General features: G+C 56.6%; 12 protein-coding genes. 8 read left to right on the top strand and 4 right to left on the bottom strand.

Translation table 11 applies throughout. The annotated features are described in order from the left end of the window. Nucleotides 1-37: 37 nt before the first annotated feature. The 3 genes from metH to HFP54_RS04420 all read left to right on the top strand — a co-directional run bounded on the left by metH (nt 38) and on the right by HFP54_RS04420 (nt 6,632). Nucleotides 38-3,745 (top strand): methionine synthase, encoded by a 3,708-nt coding sequence (gene metH / locus HFP54_RS04430; RefSeq protein ID WP_168564241.1) that lies wholly within the window; start codon nt 38-40, stop codon nt 3,743-3,745. Nucleotides 3,746-3,975: 230 nt separating this feature from the next. Next, the gene (locus tag HFP54_RS04425; protein ID WP_168564240.1) at nt 3,976-4,605 is read left to right on the top strand and encodes a DUF6655 family protein; all 630 of its coding nucleotides are present in this window, start codon (nt 3,976-3,978) and stop codon (nt 4,603-4,605) included. Nucleotides 4,606-4,835: 230 nt separating this feature from the next. After that, nucleotides 4,836-6,632 carry an endo-1,4-beta-xylanase gene (locus HFP54_RS04420; RefSeq protein WP_168564239.1) on the top strand — a complete coding sequence of 599 codons (1,797 nt, stop codon included), beginning with the start codon at nt 4,836-4,838 and terminating at the stop codon, nt 6,630-6,632. Nucleotides 6,633-6,677: 45 nt separating this feature from the next. Here HFP54_RS04420 and HFP54_RS04415 read toward each other — a convergent pair whose 3' ends face one another. The 3 genes from HFP54_RS04415 to HFP54_RS26105 form a co-directional block, all read right to left on the bottom strand. Continuing rightward, complete coding sequence (locus tag HFP54_RS04415) at nt 6,678-7,094, bottom strand: thioredoxin family protein (protein WP_196784368.1); 417 nt, start codon at nt 7,092-7,094, stop codon at nt 6,678-6,680. A 245-nt stretch (nt 7,095-7,339) separates the two neighbouring features. Continuing rightward, nucleotides 7,340-8,911, bottom strand: coding sequence for an SPFH domain-containing protein (locus HFP54_RS04410; protein WP_206036005.1), 1,572 nt, complete (start codon nt 8,909-8,911; stop codon nt 7,340-7,342). Nucleotides 8,912-8,919: 8 nt separating this feature from the next. After that, entirely contained in the window at nt 8,920-10,620 is a 1,701-nt protein-coding gene (locus HFP54_RS26105; protein ID WP_168564237.1) for an SPFH domain-containing protein, read from the bottom strand. A 138-nt stretch (nt 10,621-10,758) separates the two neighbouring features. Between HFP54_RS26105 and HFP54_RS04400 the strand changes: the two genes are divergently transcribed. Continuing rightward, the gene (locus HFP54_RS04400; protein WP_168564236.1) at nt 10,759-12,153 is read left to right on the top strand and encodes a hypothetical protein; all 1,395 of its coding nucleotides are present in this window, start codon (nt 10,759-10,761) and stop codon (nt 12,151-12,153) included. Here HFP54_RS04400 and HFP54_RS04395 read toward each other — a convergent pair. Next, nucleotides 12,133-13,482: an NTP/NDP exchange transporter gene (locus tag HFP54_RS04395; RefSeq protein ID WP_235951271.1), complete on the bottom strand. Its 1,350-nt coding sequence runs from the start codon at nt 13,480-13,482 to the stop codon at nt 12,133-12,135. The genes HFP54_RS04400 and HFP54_RS04395 overlap by 21 nt on opposite strands. Nucleotides 13,483-13,724: 242 nt before the next feature. Between HFP54_RS04395 and HFP54_RS04390 the strand changes: the two genes are divergently transcribed. The 4 genes from HFP54_RS04390 to HFP54_RS04375 all read left to right on the top strand — a co-directional run bounded on the left by HFP54_RS04390 (nt 13,725) and on the right by HFP54_RS04375 (nt 21,843). Beyond that, nucleotides 13,725-15,038, top strand: a complete 1,314-nt coding sequence (locus HFP54_RS04390) for a Gfo/Idh/MocA family protein (protein WP_168564234.1) — start codon at nt 13,725-13,727, stop codon at nt 15,036-15,038. Between the two features lie 216 nt (nt 15,039-15,254). Further along, the gene (locus HFP54_RS26100) at nt 15,255-16,124 is read left to right on the top strand and encodes an EF-hand domain-containing protein (protein ID WP_168564233.1); all 870 of its coding nucleotides are present in this window, start codon (nt 15,255-15,257) and stop codon (nt 16,122-16,124) included. Nucleotides 16,125-16,404: 280 nt separating this feature from the next. Continuing rightward, a complete protein-coding gene (locus tag HFP54_RS04380; RefSeq protein WP_390656852.1) occupies nt 16,405-17,577 on the top strand; it encodes a DUF3500 domain-containing protein in 1,173 nt (390 codons plus the stop codon). 312 nt (nt 17,578-17,889) lie between these two features. Then, complete coding sequence (locus HFP54_RS04375) at nt 17,890-21,843, top strand: PVC-type heme-binding CxxCH protein (protein ID WP_168564232.1); 3,954 nt, start codon at nt 17,890-17,892, stop codon at nt 21,841-21,843. Nucleotides 21,844-21,883: the final 40 nt, after the last annotated feature.

The following is a 21,883-nucleotide window of genomic DNA, read 5'->3' as shown; positions in this document are numbered from 1 at the left end:
ATTCGTGTTTCACGCCCCAAAAAAATTTGCATTCGATATGCTGCAGTTATCCTCCGCGACGACTCTTCTGCCCGACTTGGTTCGAGACCGCATTTTGATGCTCGATGGTGCAATGGGCACCATGATTCAGCGGTTGCAGTTGGACGAGGCGGCGGTTCGTGGCGATCGATTCGCCGACCATCACAAGGATCTGAAGAACTTTTCAGACCTGTTGTGCCTGACGCATCCTGACGCGATCACAGATATCCATTTGGCGTATTTGGAAGCCGGCGCGGATATCGTGGAAACCAACTCCTTCGGTGCTTCGCCGGTCGGCATGATCGAATTCGATTTGCCAGTCGAATTGGTCGACGAAATCAACCATGCCGCGGTGGCTTGCGCGCGCCGTGCGACGGACCAATGGAATGAACGTACGCCAGACCGACCGCGTTTTGTGGCCGGTTCGATCGGTCCGACCACGCGTCAAACTGCGATCAGCACACGCGTCGATGATCCGGCCCACCGCGACACGACGTTCAATGAGATGCGGGACAGCTATCGGGCCCAAGTTGATTCGCTGATCGACGCGGGGGTCGACATCCTGTTGCCCGAAACTGCGATCGATACGCTGAACTTGAAAGCGTGCTTGTTTGCGATTCGCGATGCTTTCGACAGCGGTGCGCGCCGTGTGCCGGTGATGGTGTCGGGCACCTTCGACAAGGGCGGCCGAACGTTTGTGTCGGGCCAAAGTGTCGAAGCGTTCGTGACGTCGCTGGGACATTTTCCGCTGTTGTCGATCGGGATGAATTGTGCGTTGGGACCCGATGTGATGCGCCCGCACGTCGAACAGATGTCACAGGCCACGGGGTTGCCTATTTCCTGTCACCCCAACGCGGGTTTGCCCAACGACATGGGGGAATTCGATTTGGGCCCCAAAGCCATGGCGGACATTGTCGGCGAGTATGCCGACAACGGGTGGATCAACATTTTGGGCGGATGCTGTGGCACCACCCCGGATCACATCCGCGCGATGAGCGAGCGTGTCCGAACGTGTAAGCCAAAGCAAGAATCCACGGGACCAGTCTGGACACGTCTGTCCGGTCAGTTGCCGATGGTGATGCGCCCGGAGATCCCGTTCACCATGATTGGTGAACGCACCAACGTGACGGGCAGTCGAAAATTCGCACGGTTGATCCGCGACGAAAACTACGACGAAGCGGTCGAAGTGGCTCGCGAGCAGGTTCAAAACGGCGCGACGATCATCGACATCAACTTCGATGATGCCTTGTTGGATGGCGTCGAAGCGATGACCCGGTTCCTGCGTTTGATCTCCGGCGATGATGTCGTGGCCGCGGTCCCGGTGATGGTCGACAGCAGCCGCTGGGAGGTCTTGGAGGCCGGACTGCAAAACGTCCAAGGCAAGGCCATCGTCAATTCGATCTCCCTGAAGGTCGGCGAAGAAGAGTTTTTGCGGCAAGCCAAGCTGGTTCGTCAGTACGGTGCCGCGGCTGTGGTGATGGCCTTTGACGAACAAGGCCAGGCGGCGGACGAAGAAAGCAAAGTGCGGATCTGCAAACGGGCCTATGACTTGCTAACCCAGCAAGCAGACTTTCCCCCGGAAGACATCATTTTTGACCCCAACATCCTGACGGTGGCGACGGGGATCGAGGAACACAACAACTACGCCGTCGATTTCATTAACGCAGTTCGGCGAATCAAAACAGAATGTCCCGGAGCAAAAACCAGCGGCGGCGTCAGCAACATCAGCTTCAGTTTCCGTGGTAACGATCGTGTGCGGGAAGCAATGCACAGCGCGTTCTTGTATCACGCCGTTCGTGCGGGGCTGGACATGGGCATCGTCAATGCCGGGCAATTGGAGGTCTATGAGGAAATCCCCAAAGATCTTCTGGAGCATGTGGAAGATGTGTTGCTGAATCGTCGATCCGACGCGACCGACCGGATGTTGGAATTCGCTGAAACCGTCAAAGGCAGCGGAAAGAAAAAGGCCGGCGAAGATTTATCGTGGCGCGAAAATAACGTGACCGAACGGATCAAACATGCATTGATCAAGGGAATCGACAAGTTCATCGTCGAAGACACCGAAGAAGCACGTCAGCAATACGATCGTTGCTTGCAAGTCATCGAAGGCCCCTTGATGGACGGTATGCAGGTCGTCGGCGACCTGTTCGGTGAAGGCAAAATGTTTTTGCCCCAGGTGGTCAAGTCCGCGCGGGTGATGAAAAAAGCCGTGGCCTACCTGGAACCTTTCATGGAAGAGGAAAAGGAACAGGCCGGGCAAGCGGAAGCGTCCGATCGCGGTACGTTCTTGATCGCGACCGTCAAAGGTGACGTTCACGACATCGGAAAGAACATCGTCGGCGTGGTGCTGCAGTGCAATAACTACAGAGTGATCGACTTGGGCGTGATGGTCGATTGCGACACCATTCTGGACGAAGCGATCAAGCACTCCGCCGACATGATCGGTTTGTCGGGGTTGATCACGCCAAGCTTGGACGAAATGGTTCACGTGGCACGAGAAATGAAACGCCGTCAAATGAACCTGCCCTTGCTGATCGGCGGCGCAACGACCAGTGCCAAGCACACCGCGGTCAAGATTGCGCCCGCATACGACCAACCGGTCATCCATGTCGCCGATGCCAGTCGCAGCGTCGGAGTCGTGGAAAAACTGATCAGCGATGACATGCACGACGAATTCGTGCAATCCAACACGAAGCTGCAACAGGAATTGGTCAGCAGCTTTCGTGAACGTCAACAAACGTTGGTCCCTTACCAAACGGCGTTTGAAAAACGATTCGCAACCGACTGGTCCACGGTGCGTATTGATCAACCGGATTTCACCGGTGTGAAGGTGTTGGATGACTTCCCGTTGGCCACGCTACGAGAATTCATCGACTGGTCGCCTTATTTTCAAACTTGGGAATTGAAAGGGAAGTATCCCAAGATCTTGAAGGACGAAACGGTCGGCGAGATCGCCCGCGAGGTCTTTGAAAAGGCCAATGCAATGCTGGATCGTGTCATCGCCGACAAGACGTTGACCGCAAAAGCGGCCTATGCGTTCTGGCCGGCGGCCAGCGACGGCGACGACGTCGTGCTTTACGAGGACGATGACCGAAAATCAGAAAAAGCACGTTTCCATTTCCTGCGTCAACAATGGGAACGTCGTGGCCAAAACGATTTCCGATCGTTGGCCGACTACGTCGCACCCGTCGACAGCGGACGCAAAGACTACATCGGTGGATTTGTCGTGACCGCCGGCATCGGCGCCAACGAACTGGCGATGAAGTTCAAGCAAGAATTGGACGATGAAAGCGCGATCATCGTTCAGGCCGTCGCCGATCGTTTGGCCGAAGCATTCGCCGAATGTTTGCACCACAAGGTGCGACGTGAATGGGGATACGGTGCCGAGGAAGATCTGTCCAATGACGACCTGATCGCCGAAAAGTATCGCGGAATCCGCCCCGCCGCGGGCTACCCCGCTTGTCCCGATCACACGGAAAAGCGAACGCTGTTCGACTTGCTGGACGCCGAAAAGAACACCGGCGTGGAACTGACCAGCAGTTTTGCAATGACACCGGCCGCCAGTGTGTCAGGACTGTACTTTGCCCACCCACAGTCGCGGTACTTTACGGTGGATCGCGTGACTCGTGACCAAGTCGAAAGCTATGCCAAACGCAAAGGCTTGCCACTGGACGAGGTGGAACGCTGGCTCGCGCCGAACTTGGCCTACGATCCGAACGCCTCCTAAGCGTTGGATATACCGACGGGTCATGATCATTGGGAAAAGTTTGCCGGTTGGCTTCGGCAAGCTTCGATGATCGGATCGATGCGACCGAAGTTGCCTGTAACGGCGGCCCTATGGATGGGGCCGGTGATAGGGCCGATGGGCGACGCCCGTTCAGTGTGGACGATCGCATCGGAACGATGATGTTCGACCGGCCGCGCCGCCGGAGCGACCGAACAGGGATGGAGATTGGAATGGCATCACCAAGACGACGTCGATGGGTGATCCTGCCGCTGTTGCTGTCGGCCGCGGCGTGTGGCGGCTGTCGTTCGATCGTTCACAGCACCGATACGTCGGCAACCGGATCACAGCAATTGTTGCTCAGTTCGTCGGTGGATTCGGTTGTCTGCTCTTTTGACTTTCAGCCTCTTCTGGGACGTCGTTGCTACTTGGATACCCGATCGCTTGGGGCGGAAAAGGACGGGTATGTCACGTATCGCATTCGGGAACAGATGATTTCCCAGGGCGTTCGTCTGGTGGATTCCAGCGACGACGCGGACGTTGTCGTGGAAGCAGGCTTGGCTGCGTACGGTACGGATTCGCAGTACGACGATATCGGCATCACCGATGTGGATGCGTTGCCCGATGTCCATCTTTGCATTCGCGGCACCCAATACGGTGTCGCCAAGCTTTCGATGTTCGCCTGGGAAAAAGAAAGTGGTGCCGCCATTTGGCATTCCGGGATGATGCGTGCCGACGGCTACCAGGAATATCGCAAGTGTCTGGGAACCGGTCCCTACTACTCTGGAACCATTCAACATTCCGCCAATCGAATCGATCGAGCACGGTTGGGGTGGTTGCCATGGTTGTCCATCCGTCGCTAAGCCGGTGATCCCACCAAAAATCGTGGTGGGTTCAGGCGGGGGCAATCTCGTTCGCAATGGCGGTCAACGCCACGACATTGTCCTTGGATCGATCGAGCCGGCGGCCACGCAGATGGACGAAAGGAAGCACCGCATCGTCGCACCATGGCGTCGCAGGTGATTGTGGACTTCAATGGGATGTTTCCGACCGTCCACGTTGATTCGCATCTTTCTGGTTGCCGAGCACGACTATGTTCTCTTGGGTTTTCCGCACGCGTTTGCATGCTTGGATTTCGGTGCTGGTTCTGTTTGCCAACTGGCCGTTGTCGGTATCCGCTCAAGATTCGGCACTGATTGCCCGCCAAGACACGTTTGCCACGGTTGTCCGGCCCAACGCAGGCAGTGTGCTGCGATCCGGCGGGGTCTTGAAAGTGGATTCGCCACGTGACGGACTGGACGCCTGGGCGATTCAACTGCAGTCGCCCATGATCGGTCATCCCATTGGCAAAGGCGAAGCTTTTTCGGTTTGCTTTTCAGCGCGAACCGTTAGCGCGGGCAATCAGAATTCTGGAACCATCCATGTGACGGTTTCTAAAGATGATCCTTGGCGCGCGATTCAAGCAAACAATGGATTTCGCACTTTGGCCGTGCCGAATGTCTGGCATGATTTCGCGATTAACTTTCGCGCCGAACAGGACTTTTCAGCCGATCAGTTCCGCGCCTCACTGCAACTGGCCGCTCATCAACAGCAACTGGAGATTCGTGATCTGAAGTTTCGTCGTCACGGTCAGGCTCCCGATGCGTTGTTGCCCAAACAAAAGCTGTTTTACCCTGGCCGTTTTGCGGACCCGACATGGAAGCAACTGGCCGACGATCGGATTCGCCGGCACCGCCAAAGTGATCTTCGTATCCGAGTGACCGATACTCTTGGAAACCCGGTCCCCGACTGCACGGTGACGATTCGCCAACAAAAACACGCTTATACTTTTGGCACGTTTGTTGGAGATGTGCCCAATCGCAACGACGATGCCGGACAACGCTTTCGCCGTGAAACCCTACACAATTTCAATCGCGTGACTCTGCCACGTTACTGGGCCGACTGGGGAACGGATTCGCCCGAGGGCTTGGATCGAAGCAATGCCGTTGCTCGCTGGGCGGCGTCGACGGATTTGGAACTGAAGACGCACCTGTTGCTGTATCCCCGCTACATCCCAGAACGCGTCGTCGCCGATCGCCAGAATGCGGCGCTGTTTCGTGCGCAGGTGGTCACTGCGATGGAAGATGCCCTGGACCAGACACGGCATTTGAAGTGTTTCGTCTGGGACGCGATCAATGAATTGCGTGACGATGAACTGGTCGGAGACGTCTTGGGTCATGAGTTTTATGCCGAAGTCTTTAAACTCGCGAATCGTCGGCGTCCCGATGTTCGCTGGTTCATCAATGAGTACGGCTTGTTGACCGGAGGGGCCAAGCGTCAGGAATACCTGGACCAGTACATTCGCACGATCAAGCAAATTATGGCCGACGGGGGCGCTGTCGAAGGCATCGGCGTCCAGGGACACTTCACCGAAAGTCTTGTGACGCCGCAGCAGATTTGGGAAGTCTTGGATCGGTTGGATGATTTTGGTTTACCAATCGAAGTCACCGAATTCGACGTGGACACCGATGACGTGGTGACTCAGGCTGAGTTCACCGAAGACTTCATGACGGCGATTTTTGCGCACCCGTCCACGACGGGACTTACGACGTGGGGTTTTTGGGAAGGCGACATGTGGCGCCCCCGCGGCGCGATGTACCGAACCGATTGGACGATCAAACCCAACGGAAAGGTTTGGCAGAAACTGGTGTTGGACCGTTGGTGGACCGATGAAACGGCGGTGACCGATGGCACTGGCGAATGTGTCGTTCGCGTTTTTCACGGCGACCACACAGTGACGGTCCAAACGAAAACGCCGGAGCGAAGTGTCGCTCGGCGTTTCACAGTGACGGCCGATCAAGAGGCCCAGATTGTCCTGGGCGAACCGGAACCAACCGGCCAAGCGAAATAGAGACGGGCGTTAAAGCGACGCGGCCCGCCATTGACGGCGGCGGGGCTATTGGACGTTGCTGATCCAGGATTCCAATTCACCGGCCGACATGTAACCGACCCGATCGCTGACGACCGAGCCGTTACGGAACAGCACCATCTTGGGAATCGACGTGGCGCCGTATTCGCTTGCCAAGTCGGGGTTGTTGTCGACATTGATTCGCAGGATTTCCAAGTCGGAACCCATGCCCCCGGCCAGTTTCGGCAATTCTTCGTCGATCATCCGGCAGGGGCCGCACCAGGGAGCCCCAAACTTCACCAGAACCAGTTGGTCTTGGTTCACGGTGGCTTCAAATGCGTCAGGGGTGATGGTTGTTTCGTCGTCCATTTCCACCACCGCTGTTTCTGAATTGCATCCGGCCATCATGGCAACGGGAGCGATGATCAGTGATGACAAAGCAATGGTGGTCAGAACGGATCTCATGGAAACAGTCTTGCCGAACAGGGCCAGGGAAAAGATGCCCGAACCGGACATCAAGGATTGGGGGTAAGGCGGACGTCAAACGCCCTGTCAATGGAATGACCGAGCGGCCGAGTCTACCGTCACGGGCGGGCGGCGATTCGTCCTGAACCGCCGTCTTGCACTTCGTGGACTCACTATAGCGGCCGCGTCCCTCGGTGGCTGCGGCGATTTTTAACCCGTGCCGGCGGTGGGCGTGTCCGCGAATCCTACTTGTTCAATGGCAGTGTGGGCTGGACGCCCTTCAAGTCCGTCCACAGCGTTCCTTCGCCGGCATAAAACAGCTGCAGATCCAGGGCTTCCGGCAATTCTTCCGCAAATTGCCACTTGTTGTACGCGGTAGGCGAACCAAACGCTTCAACCGCCAAGCGGAATTTGTCCGCTTCGGCCTCTTTGGACATTTGTTCCGCTTCGGCGTCGGCACGCCCCAAGACGACCGTCTTCTGAGCGTCCAAGTCGGCCGTTTCCCGATCGATGGCGGCGACCAACTGTTTGGTTTCCGCTTCGATTTCGCGTGCCTTCTTTTCGCCCTCGGCCATCACGCTGGCTTTCAAGCGTTCGGTTTCGACTCGGATCCTTTCGGCTTCCAATTCCACCTTTCGTTCGGCTTCCCGCAAGTTGGCTTCGATACGTGCCGTTTTGGTTTCTTCGTCACGAGTCAGACGAAGTTCTTCGGAAACGTAGCCCTTCTGAATCGGTTCGCGGACGTTTTGGGGGATATAGATGTGACGCACCAACCCGTACAGCAGCGAGATATGCTTGTCGTCCAAGACATTCTTGAACTCGTCACTGACGGACGTCTGAAACGCTTCGCGTGATTCGCCCACCAGCAACTCGACCGCACCCATTTTGGATCCGTTGTTCCGGCAGATGCTTTCACTTTGCGGTTCGATCACCTTTTGCCGAACGGCTTCGATATTCCCGAATAGACGCACTATTTCCGGGGCGTTTTCGGGCATGACACCCCAGATCGCGCTGAAGTCCAGTTGGATGTCAAAGCCATCGTTGCTGGGAAAGTTGATTCCCGTGTCGGCAACGGCCAACGGTTCACCCTGTTCGTCAAACAAAATGTTGCCTTGGTTGTCCAACTGATTTTCGACCTGGATACTGGCTTCGGTGTATCCGACTTTAATCACATCGATTTGTTGTTCCCGAGGGTTGATCGGATACAGACCCGGCTGCAGGACATTGTCCTGGGTGCCCGGGCTGATTCCCAGAGCCTGATTGCCGGCTTGCATCGTGACGACGCCGACAAAACCAGTCGGGATTTCCACCCAGCCACTGATTTTTTCCTGGCTGCTGAAGTTGGTGACCTCCGTTTCGACAATCTTGAACTCGTAGGCGTACGGATTGGCACGATAGCGACCAGGTCCGAATACCTTGCGCAAGATGCCTTGATGTCGGGCTCGGTTTTCGCCCTGCAGATCGCCGTCGACCAGGAATTCACCTGGCGGTAACGGTTCACCAATTTTGCTGGTCACGACTCCAATTTCGCCAGGTCCGATGACGATGTCCGGAACGATTCGTCGTTCCCAGTAGATCGGGTTGAAGAAGTGCCGGCCGGGGCCACGCATTTGCTCATGCACACCGACTTCGTTGCCACGTGACAATCGACCCGGCTCCGGTTCACTGGCTGGTAACACGAGCGGGCCTTTGTAACGCAGCAGCAAGCTATGGCCCTCCGGGACATATTTGCGACAGACGAACCACTGGAATGCAAGGAACAATCCCAGCACGACCCACAAGCTGCTAAAGATCAATCCGATGGACGATTTTGCCATGCGAAAGTTCACTGGTCTTCTCCGGCTTTGGTCAGGGTTTCGTCGCGTTGTTTGGACGGTTGGTTCGATGGAGTGTCCCGAGTGACGGCACTGTCCGGTTCCGTATTCGCCGAATCGGGGATCTGGTTGAATTCGTCAAAGATGTTCATCAACGGACTGTCCGCCGTGTTGACCATCATCTTGCGGAACGCGGGAGCCATCTTGCGAAGCATCACCCAGCGTGCGTACTCGTCGCCGCTGCCACCATAGGCCTCCACGGCCTTGGCCCATCCGGCTGCTTCCGCTTCGTTGCCAAACTTGATCACGTCGGCCGCGGCGACCCCGCGTGCTCGGACGGCTTCGGCTTGGTCATTGGCAGCCGACAATTCCGTTTCGGCAACCTTTTTGCGTTGGTTGGCTTCGATCACGGCGACGTCCTGCTGTCGCTGGGCTTCGGTGGTCAGCGTCACGACCTCTCGATCGGCTTCGACCAACACCTCCTTGCGTTTGACCAGTTCTTGTTCCATTCGCAACTGTTGTTCGCTGGCCTGTTGCTCGATTTCTTTTTGATACTGTGCGGCCTGCTGAACGGCGATTTGACGTTCACGCACGGGCAATGCGATCTGTTGCGGCGGGCTGATACGTGTGATCAACGCTTGAACGATTTCGATTCCCTGTTGCTCACAGGTTTGTTCCAGTTCTTTTTGGAAATCCTTTTGAAACTGCAAACGCTTTTCGCCCAAGATGAAATCGCGGCCGGAGTTATCACTACCGCGAAGTCGGCAGAAAGATCGAGCGTTGGGCAGAATGATCTTTTGAATGATTTCCTGTTCGACTCTTGCGTCCAGGCCGTCATCGTTGTCCGAATCGTTGTAGGTCACAAAGACTTCGGCGGCCCGATCAGGATTGACGCGGAACTCGATTCGGCCGTCCAGTTTGACCCAGAATCCGTCTCGACTGGGAAAGCCCATTTCGCCGCCGGTGCTAAGGTTGAACCGCTGGCTGCGGCAGTCGACCAGAGAAACACGTTGGACGTACGGGTTGATGTAGTAGACACCGGGATCCAAGGTTTTCTGCTGAACGCCTCGGCGACCCTCTTCAACAATCAATTGGTTCGGGTCATCGGCAAGTGGCGCAGACAGGAGCGTGACCACGCCTTTGAATCCGGCCGGGATGACCACGGGCTCGTGCAATTCGATCAGTTCGATGTAGTTGTCACGAAACGGATTGGGATCTTTTCCGACTTCGTAGACGACGCCGTTGATCGGATAGCGTCCCGGTCGCAAGACTTCGGTTGAAATGCCCTTTTTCGATTCCGTATCGGCGATCAAGTTGCCGTAACCCAGATCGTCGCCATACAAGCGAATGCGAACGCCCAATCGGTTTTCAGGGATCTCCACCTGCGGAACGACATCCCAATCCCAACTCCATGGGTTGTAGAAATAGCGTCCTTCGGTCAGCACCTTTTCTTGGATGCCTTTGAACTTCCCGAAGTCAGCGGCGCTGACGATTTCCGTTTCATTGGTCAGGTCGTCGCCCGTCTTTTTGGTCAAGACGGCGATATGTCGACTGGGGACTTCGATCCGGCAGAACAGAAACACCCAGGCCGCCAGCCCGATCAGTCCACCGGCGATGAGAACAGCCGCACTGCCCAGGTTTGCCGGGTTCAGCAGACGTCGGAGTCCTTGTTCGGATTGGGAGTCCTCAAAATCATCAAATTTGTTGGACACGGTATGCTCTGTGGTTGGCGCGTGAACGGTACGTGCAAAACGCTGGACAGGATGCCCCCTGCCATTGGGCAGGAAAGGCTAGCACCTCGGGGCGCGCCACTGGCAAAAAAATCGTCTGACCCACCAGGAGAACTTCGGATGGACGCTTCGCGTTTGACGCTGATTCGGAACGGTCGCACGGATCGTCGCGGTTTTATTGCGGCATCCGCGGTAACGTGTTTGGCCGCATCGGGACAGACGCAAGCCGATTCACCCGCCGCTGACGCGCCTAGTTCGACCAGCCCGCAGGTCCTTCTGCCGCGGGACCGAGTGCCGGTGTCGTTCATCATTGATGACTCGACTTGCTTGGTGAACATGGGCTATTTCTGCACGCCGCAATTTGCAACCGCCTGGCCGGGGCGTGCGGAATACCGGAAACCCTGGCGGACTTGGCCGGCGGAAATTCCCGACGACTTTGTTCGCGAGTTCGGTCATTGGTGTGCCGAACATGGGGTGAAGGGAAAGTACAGCGTGGTGCCCTACCCCGCTTGCGTCGGTTGGATGGATCGAATGTTGCCCGGTTGGTCCAGACGTCAGTTGCGCGACAGCTTGGATTTGGTTCGTACGCTGATGTTGCCGAATTGGGACATTCACCCGGAAATGATCTCGCACACACGCGTGCTTGATCTGCGCACCGGACGTCCGATCGAAGCGATCAATGACGGGACGATGGAAAACTCGTTCCCTCAGAACGATGTCAGCGTGGATCACCTGACCGAGTATTTGGCCTACGCACTTCGGATCTTGAAAAACTGCGATCTTCCCTGTCAGGGAATCACAACGCCGGGCGGTTTTGGCAATCACGTGAAGCGAAAGTTGCCGATCGCAACCCACCAAGCGGTGCGAGATGTTTTTGGTGCATCTTTGCCGCACTACTTCAAGTATGTGCGTCAGGGCGAACAAGGCACTGAACCGGAGCTGGAGTTTGTAGGTGCCGATGGAGATATGTCGAACGTCACCGTCAACGTTCCCGCGGGGACGGGGGATTGGTACGGCGGTTGGCAGGGTGATGGTCAATCGGAACCGGATCGATACGTGACACGTGATGGACAATCCGGCCGGATGGCCGAACTGATTCAGCGGCGGCAGCCCGCCGTGATGCTGTGTCACTGGCCGGGGATGTACTGCAACGGGACGAAGTCTGGTTTCCAAGCGTTTCAGCAAAACGTTCTTTCGCTAGCGGAACACTACGGTGATCAGATTCACTGGATGAAGGTCAGCGAGATCGCGTCGTACTGGGCGGCCAAACAATGCACCACCATCCGGCCCGTTCCAGGTGGCTATCAGTTCGACGCCGTCCATGCGACAAGCGACTTCACCGTTCAGTTGGACGGCGTGGCCGCAGATCGGTTTTGGTTCGGTGATCGGAAGCAGCCACTGAATCGTGTCAACGATCGCCGGGCGCTGAAGCCCGGATCGTGCTTGCTTGAACGCGACAAATTGATCGTTTGTGTGGATCTGCCGGTCGGAAGCTCACCGTTGACCTGGGCCTGACTGCTTGTTCGATCCTTGATCGTCCGGGGCTAGATGGTCACTAGGGTTGCCATGTGTCTGTTGTGCCAGACGCCGTTGTTGTCGGCCCAAATTCCACGCCAACACGCCCCATCCGATTGCGATCGGAATGGCACAGATGTTTAACGTTGCCAATCCGAACCCGGCGAAGTTTCGAAGCGAACCGAAGATTTGCCCGGTCAGCGCGTCGCCTCCTCGTAGCACCACCGTGTCGATGAAGTTCTTCGATTTGTATTTGTCTTCGCGGCTGACCACGGTGAAAAGCACTTCGCGGGCGGGAACCGCGATTCCATAGGCGGTCGAACGACAGGCAATCATCGTCACCACCAAGATCGGCAGCGTTTGCGACACTGCCAAGGCGGAAAAACCGAGCCCGTAAACCAGCGGCAATAACACCAGGGCCACGCTGACCCCGAGACGGCGTAAGATCGGACCGGCGAAAACGATCTGCAACAGCAGCGTCAGCGTTTGGGTTCCCAAATCGATGTAAGCGAACAGCTGCGTTTTCTGGCCGTCGTCGGCCACCTGTTGCGCCACGATTTCTGCTTGCTGGAAATACAGCATCGTTCCGCCGGCTTGGATCAACACCAAGAAGCCGCAGATCGATGCCAGATAGCCAGACGATAGCACCCTCGCAATGCCCGTCAGCAGGCCGCCGCCGGTGGGACGTCCGTCGTCGCGATGCTGTTCGCGATCGGGATCCGAGCGATGCAAACAATCCGTTTGTTTTTCCAGTCGCCATGCACACCACAAACCACACTGGATTGCCGCCAAGGGCAACAACAGAATCAAGCTGGTCGACGTGGAAGCGGCAAGTTGACTGGTCAAAAAAGAACCCGTGATCGCACCGACGGTTCCACCAGCGGCGATCATGCCAAACAGACGTTTGCCCTGTCGGTTTGAAAACAAGTCGGCCAACACCGACCAAAAAACACTGGTCGCGACCAAGGCGAAGACATTCACCCAAATGAAGAAGACCCAAGCGGTCCAAGATCGAAGCGTTTCGCTGCCGGACTGTAAACCGATGGAGAAAAGAAGCAGACAAACACAAAAGAAGTGAAAGACGATCCGGACGACCCAGCGTCGGGGAAGCCGTGCGACCAATGCGGCATAAGCGGGAACAGCCACCAGCATGACCCCAAAGGTGATCAGCATCAGACCTTGCAAGCCTTGTGGACCGACGATCGCGCCCATCGTTTCGCGAAGCGGCCGCACGATGGAATAGCTAAGCAGGATGAAAAAGAACCATGTCGTTGCCCAAGCGACGCTGGCACCTTCGCCGACGTGAATCCGAGAGCGCCAGGGTCCCATTATCCCACCGGTTTGGGGTGTTGCCCGGGGGGCAGGAGGCGTCGGTTCACTTTGCGAATCACGGGATGTCATGAACGACGTTTTACACCAAAGCCACCAAGGCGCCCTGTGGCCGGCATTCACGCGGCATCTGGGGTGATCCATCACACATCGCTGTTGTCAGGTCGTGACAGCGGAACAACGATCACGCCGATGGGGATAAACTGCGGGTGTCCATTTCTGCACGCCTTGGAGCCGCACCGATGACCAAACCGATTCATCCAATGACGTCAACGATTGATCGCCGTGACATGTTGTCCGCCATGGCCGGAGGGATCATCGCCGGTGGGGTATGGGGGCAGGTTGCCGCCGAAGAATCCAATTCTGCTGGTCAACGTTTGCGATTGCTTTGCGTGGGGACCGCGAACCGGGCCGCAGCCAACATTCGCGAAGTCCGCAACCAGGAAATCGTCGGGTTGTGTGATGTCGACCAAAACTACTTGGACAAAGCGCATGCGGATTTCCCCAACGCCGCGACCTTTCGCGATTATCGAGAGATGATTGACGCAATGGCGGATCAAGCCGACGCGATCGTCATCGGGGCAAGTGACCATCATCACGCCCCCGCTGCGATCCGCGCGATCGAATCCGGTTTGCACTGCTACTGTGAAAAACCGTTGACGCACACAGTGGCCGAAGCACGTAAGATCACCAACGCGGCGCGGCGCAAAGGAGTTGCGACGCAAATGGGAACGCAGATTCACGCCGGTTCAAACTATCGACGCGTGGTGGAGATCATCCGCAGTGGCGCGATCGGCGATGTTACCCAAGTGCATGTTTGGGTCAACAAAGCTTGGGGCGGCGGTGAATTACCCTCGACCGCCGATCCGGTTCCGCCGCAATTGGATTGGGACCTGTGGATCGGCCCCGCTGCGATGCGTCCCTATGCCAAAGGTCAATATCATCCGGCCCAGTGGCGACGTTGGTGGGAATTCGGCCAAGGCACCTTGGGTGACATGGGATGTCACTACATGGATTTGCCGTTTTGGGCATTGGGGCTGAAGTATCCCGAACACATCCAGGCCGAAGGCGAACCGCCGCATCCGGAAACCTGCCCGCTGGGTTTGACGGTGAAGTATCAATTCGCTGCCAGCGATCAGCACGGTCCGTTGGAATTGATCTGGTACGACGGAAACCATGCGCCGAAAGAAATCGATGGTCATGCGGTACCCGGCTCCGGCATCATGTTTGTCGGTACCGAAGGAAAAATGGTGGCCACTTACGGTCAGTACCAGTTGTTACCGGAAGACAAGTTCGCTGATTTCCAGCCGCCCGAGCCGTCGATCCCCGATTCGATTGGTCACCACGCTGAGTGGATCAAGGCATGCAAGGACGGCACGCCCACCACATGCAACTTTGACTATTCCGGTCCGCTGACTGAAACGGTGTTGTTGGGCAATGTTGCTTATCGTACGGGCGGGGCGATCCAGTGGGACGCGGATAATTTGAAGGTGACCAATGATTCCCAGGCGAATCAGTACATCAGCAAGACCTATCGACCCGGCTGGGAAGTCTGACAAAGCCAGGATTAGAAAAAGTCGCTGAACCTTGGCCCGAACTTCCGGTTTTCGACGCATGAATCGATGACGAGACGATGATCATCGTTTTCGACGGTCGTTGTCTCGAAAAGATCCGACTTTCCCATCTTTGTTATCGGGGAAGATTCGGCCGGCGGAATCAGTCCGTCGCCGATCCACGGTGATTCAACATTTCGAAACTAGGAGATCCTTGTCGTGAAATTCACCCTGCCCCTTGTCATGGCATCCGTGTTGGCGGTTCTTGTCACTTCAGCGATCCAAGCACAGCCGCCCGGTGGGCGTGGGCAAGGTGGCCCTGGTTTCGGTGGCCAAGGTTTTGGTGGTCCCGGCCGTGGCGGACCCGACTTTGGTGGTCCCGGCGGACCGCCACCCAATGCGATCGCCGAAGCATTGGACACCGATGGCGATCATGTCATTTCCGGTGCGGAGATTCAAAAGGCCGTCGATGCACTGAAGAAGTTGGATCGTAATGGGGACGGTCGGCTGTCCAATGACGAATTTGATCCGATGGGTCCGCGATCCTTCGGTGGTCCTGACGGACGTGGTCCCGGCGGCGGCGGTCCGGGAGGACGTGGGCCCGATGGGCGTGGTGATGGTGGCGGGTTCGTCAGCCGCATCATGAGTTTCGATGAAAACGGTGACGGCAAAGTTAGCAAAGACGAATTGCCGGCTCGTATGCAAATGGCGCTTGATCGCTATGACGCCAATAAAGACGGCGTGCTGGACCAGGATGAGTTGGACAAGGCGTCGGCGGGAGCCGGTCCCGGAAATCGCGGCGGCCGTGGCCCAGGACCGGGTGGCCCAGGACCGGGTGGCCCTGGTGGCGAACGTGGTGGCGAACGCGGTGGACCTCCCAGCCCCGATCAGTTCGTACGCGAGGCGATGGAGTTTGATGCCGATGGCGACGGAAAACTGGACGCCGGTGAATTGGCCAAGGCAGCCGAACAACTGATGCGTCGTGGACCCGGTGGGCCCGATGGACGCGGTGGACCAGGGTTTGGTGGCGAAGGCGGACCTCGCGGACAAGGCGGCCGGGCGGGTGGTCGACCACAACGTCCCAACTGATCAACGCCCGAATCGAAGTGATCGTAAGACGCTTCGATGCAGCGGCAAAGCAGCCTTGATTCACTGAGAGATGTTTCGATCCGATTGCGCGGGAACCATCGCGGTTCCCACGCAATCGATGGCCGGGAAATGGACAAACTGCGTTGCATCGCACCTGTCTTTTCGCAAACAGAATTCCCGCCCGGCTCGGCCATACCGTAATCTGGCAATAGCCCACAATGGGCGTTGTGTGTTTATTGCCTCGGTCGTTTGTTCTGGATCAAGAAGGTTTACCGTGAAAATTCGTCATGTCATCGCTTTCGGTTTGTTGGTCGTCTGTCTTGTCGGGATCGCTGTCACTGCGTATTCCCAACAAGGTCGTCGCCGACCGATGCGCGGCGGTGGCAACGCAGCGGTGGATGAACCGTTTCGCGGTGTCACCGCAGGCGGAAAGATCCAACCCGATGTGTTCAAAATCGAATCCACCGGTGTCAGCACCAAACCAGTGGTTGATGCGGCCAACGCGTTTCTGGCATCGCTAAGCGCCGAGCAACGTGAAAAGACGACCTTTCCCGTGGATGATGCCGAGTGGCGGCAATGGGACAACCGTCACTTTCCAAAGCGGCAGGGAGTCGGCTTTGATGAAATGGACGAACATCAACGCGATCATGCGTTCGGATTGTTACAGGCCAGCTTGAGTGCCAAAGGTCTGGAGTTGTCCAAGGATATCATGAAGCTGAATGGCACCCTGGCGGAGTTGGCGGACAACTATGACGAATATGGTCGCTGGCTGTATTGGATCACGATCATGGGAACGCCGTCGGAAACCGAGCCCTGGGGATGGCAGATCGACGGACACCACCTGATCATCAACTACTTCGTTCTGGGCGACCAAGTCGTGATGTCGCCTGTATTCGTCGGCAGCGAACCGGTGCGGGCGGTCAGCGGCGAATTTGCGGGTACGGTTGTCTTGCAAGAACAGCAAGACAAGGCATTGCAATTGATTCAAGCCTTGGATGCGGACCAGCAATCCAAAGCGATCTTGTCAGAAGCCAAACCGGGAAACAATGCATTGGCCCAAGCGTATCGCGACAACGTGAATATTGATTATGCCGGCATCGAAGCTTCGAAGCTGGATCAAAAACAACGCGACCTGTTGATTGAAGTCGTCCAATCTTTTGTTGGGACCATGCGCGACGGCCATGCCGAAATTAAAATGGATGAAGTCAAGTCGCACCTGGACCAAACGTACTTTGCGTGGATCGGCGATACCAAGGCGGACAGCGTTTTCTACTATCGCATTCAAAGCCCCGTTGTCCTGATCGAGTTTGATCATCAACGTCGTGTCGCACCGTTCCGCACCGACCGCCCCACGCGTGATCACATTCACGCCGTTCTGCGGACACCCAACGGCAACGACTACGGAAAAGATTTGTTGCGCCAGCACTACCATTCCCATCATCACGGTGAATGATCTGCTGCGTGACGACGGTGGACGCATGATCAATGCTGGCAGGAGGCGACCCGGCCCGGATTCTGGGGACGGATGATCCAGCGTTTGGTGGACCCGCACGTCCGCCAGTTGATGCAAGATAAACCTCCCCAGCGTTGCCGCATGTGTCGGCCCCGGAATCGTGTGCGGTGATATGACGCGGATCCGGTTGGTCAACTATACTCAGTTCACGGGGCTTTCTCTTTCCCCCAACGCCGCTGCTGCGTCTTCCGCGTGGCCCTACCTGGCGGCCGGCCCATTCCGAATCCCTCCTTGCACGGCTTTTTCTGCGACATGCCAAAGCTCTCTTGCGCCCTGCCAACGTTGTTGTTCGTGGTGGCTTTCCTTTCATCCGTTCACCCGGCCACCGCACAGGACGGCGTGATCGATGGTGATTGGGGCCCCGACGTGATCACGACCGTCACCGACAATGAAACGCAGCAAACCAAACGTGTGCGTCCCGAATACCTGCAACCGTCGCCCGTCAAAGAGATCGCCGATGCGGTCACCTTGCCGCTTCAGCCGCGTGACGGCGAAACGATCGTGTTTTTGGGCAACGGATTGGCCGCGCGGATGGAATTGTTCAATGCCTTTGAAGCATCGCTTTATCAAAAGTTTCCCCAGGCCGAATTGACGTTTCGAAACATGGGCTATCCGGGGCACACGCCCGGGTTTCGGCCCGAAGCGGGGCGCGATGATCCTTGGGCGTTTCCGGGAGCCAGCCAATTTCGACCGGAAATCAAAGCTCACTTAGGCGAAGGTCACTATCCCAGTCCCGACGAATGGCTGACCATTGTCGGAGCCGACACCATCGTTGCCTTTTTTGGATTCAACGAGTCGTTCGACGGCACCGAAGGGATCGAAAACTTCAAGAACGAATTACGGGCGTTTGTCCAGCACACGCGATCGCGTTCCTATCGTCAAAACGCCGATCAACCACCGCGTCTGGTTTTGGCCAGTCCGATTGCGATGCAGCAGTTGAGCGAGTTCAACCTGCCCGATGCGGACGAAAGAAATTTGTTGCTGCGTAATTATGCCGATGCCGTCGCACAGGTTGCCGGTGAAATGCAGGTCGGGTATCTGGATTTGTTCTCACCCACGCTGCAGTGGTTCACCACCTCCGACCAACCGCTGACGATCAACGGCGTCCATCTGTCCGAGGCCGGTTATCGAAAACTGGCACCGGTCATCATGCAACAGTTGTTTGGGACCGATGCACAAGTCCCGGAAACCGATTCGCTGTTGTATCAAGCGGTCAAAGACAAGGCATGGTTCTGGCGAAATGATTACCGCATGCTCAACGGCGTTCACGCCTACGGTCGCCGCTGGGCACCGTACGGGAATTTCAACTATCCCGAGGAGATCGAAAAGATCCGCCAGATGACCGTCTTGCGCGATCGCAATTTGTGGGCGATTGCACAAGGAAAATCGTCCACCATCGAAGTCGACGATTCGATCACACGTCCCTTGTCGACCGTGGAAACCAATTACCGGGCAAGCGCAAAGAACGGAACGCTGGACTATCTGGATCCCGAAACCGAAGCGATGAAAACGTTCACGCTGCCGGAAGGTTACGACGTTTCGTTGTTCGCGTCGGAACAAGATTTTCCGAACCTGGGGAATCCAGCCCAAATGCGTTTCGACAACCAGGGACGACTGTGGGTTTCGACGCTGCCCAGTTATCCGCACTACAAACCGGGCGACGCCAAACCCAACGACAAAATTCTGATTTACGAAGACACCGATGGCGACGGGCGTGCCGATAAGGAAATCGTCTTCGCGGACGGTTTGCACATGCCGATCGGATTCGAACTGGCACCCGAAGGCGTCTACCTTTCGCAGGAACCGTTTCTAGTTTTGTTGAAGGACACCGATGGTGATGATCACGCCGACGAAATGGTGACGTTGCTGGACGGATTCGATCCTCACGACACGCACCACGCGATTTCCGCTTTTGATGTGGACAACGGCAACGGCATCTACATGTGCGAAGGTCGGTTTTTGCACAGCCAAGTCGAAACGCCTTGGGGCCCCCAACGGATGACCGACGGCGGCGTTTGGCGGTTCGATCCCAATTCGTGGAAAGTCGAACGCGTGATGCAAACCGACGTTTCCAACCCGTGGGGCGTCGCCCATGACGAGTATGGGCAAACGTTCGTCAACGACGCATCGGGTGGTTCACAGTATTGGATGCTGGGCTATTCGATGAACATTCCGCATTCGATGGAGGTGCCGAAGGTTTCGAAGTTCAACTACGAACACCACACACGGCCGACCTCGGGATCGGAATTCTTGCACAGCCGACATTTTCCCGACGACGTGCAAGGCGACTATCTGTACGCCAACACGATCGGGTTCTTGGGAATCAAGCAATACAACACGGTCGAAGATGGTGCTGAAATCAAAGGCAAGTTTCGTCAAAACTTGATCGAATCGACCGACGGCAACTTTCGTCCGTGTGACCTGGAAGTGGCTCCCGACGGCAGTCTGTACTTCATCGATTGGCACAACACGCTGATCGGTCACATGCAACACAGCGCGCGTGATCCGCTGCGGAATTCCGAATATGGCCGGATCTATCGCATCACTCACAAGCAGCGTCCGTTGGTTGATCCGCCGCAGGTGGCCGGCGCGACGATTCAACAACTGTTCGAAAACATGAAACTGCCCGAGCTGAATGCTCGGAAGCGTTCCCATCGCGAATTGCGCGGCCGTGATCGACAAGACGTGTTGAACGTGGCGATGCAGTTCGCCGACGCCAACGCCGGTGACGATCGTTTGGTCTTGGAATCGTTGTGGGCAACCTGGGGCCAACATGCTCCGTCGACCGAGCTGTTGCAGCGGTGCCTGAATGCCGATGATCATCGCGTTCGATCCGCAGCCGTTCGTGTCGTTCGGCATTGTTTGCATCTGCTGGATCAGCCCGAGACGTATCTGATGCAGGCGGCCAAAGACACCCATCCGCGGGTTCGCCTGGAAGCTTTGTCCGCCGGAACATGGATGGGCGGAAAAGCCGGTGCCGACATCTTGTTGGTCGTCGCGTCGCAACCGACCGATCGCTGGATCCGTAATGCACTGAATAGTGCGATGTGGACACTGAAGCCCTTCGTCGAACAGGCCGTTGATTCAAGTTCGGTGGACCCGGACAGTTTGTCGGTGGATTTCGAACAGCTTTTGGCTAGCAAGCTGGAAGGTGCGATGAAGCCCAAGGATTACCGCACCAAATCGCCAAAGTTCAAAGACAAAGCGTTTGCGCGGACCTACAAATTGGGCCAACAAGTCTTTTTCGAAGAAGGTTCTTGCTATGCATGTCACCGTGACAACGGCGAAGGCGTCGTTCGCATCTATCCGCCGCTGGCGGGCAGTGAGTGGATCAACGGTGATCCGGAACGTCTGATCAAGCTGACGCTGCACGGCATTTGGGGCAAGATTCGTGTCCGCGGCAAGATCTTTGAAACGACCCAAGGGGTGCCGCCAATGACGGCGATCGGGAACATGTTCACCGACGCTGAAATTGCCAGCGTGCTGACCTACGTCCGCAATAGTTGGGGGAACGATGCCAGCGAGATCACGCCGGAACAGGTGAAACAGATTCGGGCGGCGACCAGCGATCGACAACGCTTTTATAGCCCCGAAGAATTGCTGGAAATGCATCCGTTCCCCGAAGGCAGCCGACCCGAGCTGATCGAAGATCAGGTGGCCGGCAGCGAATTGGAAAAGGCGTTGTTGGCCGAACCCATCGCTGACTTGGTGCGTGACGCCGCAGCCGAAGGGGATGCGATTCGAGGGGCGAAACTTTTCTACTGGGAAAAGACCGCCTGTGCGACTTGCCACGACGTCGGCCAAGGCTATCAACTGGGACCGCAATTGACGGTGTCCCGCGATGAAGTAACCGCCCAGCACGTCATCGAATCAATCTTGAAGCCGTCGGACAAGATTCTTGAGGGCTATCGAACCGTCAATGTCATCACGCTGGACGGCGCGATTCTGTCCGGATTCCTGATCGAGGAAACCGACGACAAGATCGTCATCAGTATCGCGGCCGATCAGGGCAAGCCGCGTGAGATCTTGATCGACGATGTCGACGACGTGATCGAGTCCAAGAATTCGACCATGCCGACTGGGTTGGCAAACACGCTGAAGACCCGCCAGGAGTTTTTGGATCTGGTCCGCTTTGTCACCGAAGTGAACCAGGGCGGCCGAAAGAAGCTGAATCAGCTGAAACGAAGAGCCAAGATCAAGAATTAGGTACGACAAGCCGGAATGTTGGCTGTTCAGCCGGGATCGC

This window comes from Crateriforma spongiae (assembly GCF_012290005.1).
GTDB classification, from domain to species: domain Bacteria; phylum Planctomycetota; class Planctomycetia; order Pirellulales; family Pirellulaceae; genus Crateriforma; species Crateriforma spongiae.
Note: the sequence above shows the minus strand (reverse complement) of the source record. Positions and strands in the feature narration are given on the sequence as shown.

Bases quoted from the DNA above. Each gene is read 5' to 3' on its own strand.
- HFP54_RS04415 (WP_196784368.1), bottom strand. From the start codon at position 7,094: ATGAGATCCGTTCTGACCACCATTGCTTTGTCATCACTGATCATCGCT.
- HFP54_RS04395 (WP_235951271.1), bottom strand. From the start codon at position 13,482: ATGGGACCCTGGCGCTCTCGGATTCACGTCGGCGAAGGTGCCAGCGTC.
- HFP54_RS04390 (WP_168564234.1), top strand. From the start codon at position 13,725: ATGACCAAACCGATTCATCCAATGACGTCAACGATTGATCGCCGTGAC.
- HFP54_RS04410 (WP_206036005.1), bottom strand. From the start codon at position 8,911: ATGGCAAAATCGTCCATCGGATTGATCTTTAGCAGCTTGTGGGTCGTG.
- HFP54_RS04400 (WP_168564236.1), top strand. From the start codon at position 10,759: ATGGACGCTTCGCGTTTGACGCTGATTCGGAACGGTCGCACGGATCGT.
- HFP54_RS04375 (WP_168564232.1), top strand. From the start codon at position 17,890: ATGCCAAAGCTCTCTTGCGCCCTGCCAACGTTGTTGTTCGTGGTGGCT.
- HFP54_RS04420 (WP_168564239.1), top strand. From the start codon at position 4,836: ATGTTCTCTTGGGTTTTCCGCACGCGTTTGCATGCTTGGATTTCGGTG.
- HFP54_RS04425 (WP_168564240.1), top strand. From the start codon at position 3,976: ATGGCATCACCAAGACGACGTCGATGGGTGATCCTGCCGCTGTTGCTG.
- metH (WP_168564241.1), top strand. From the start codon at position 38: ATGCTGCAGTTATCCTCCGCGACGACTCTTCTGCCCGACTTGGTTCGA.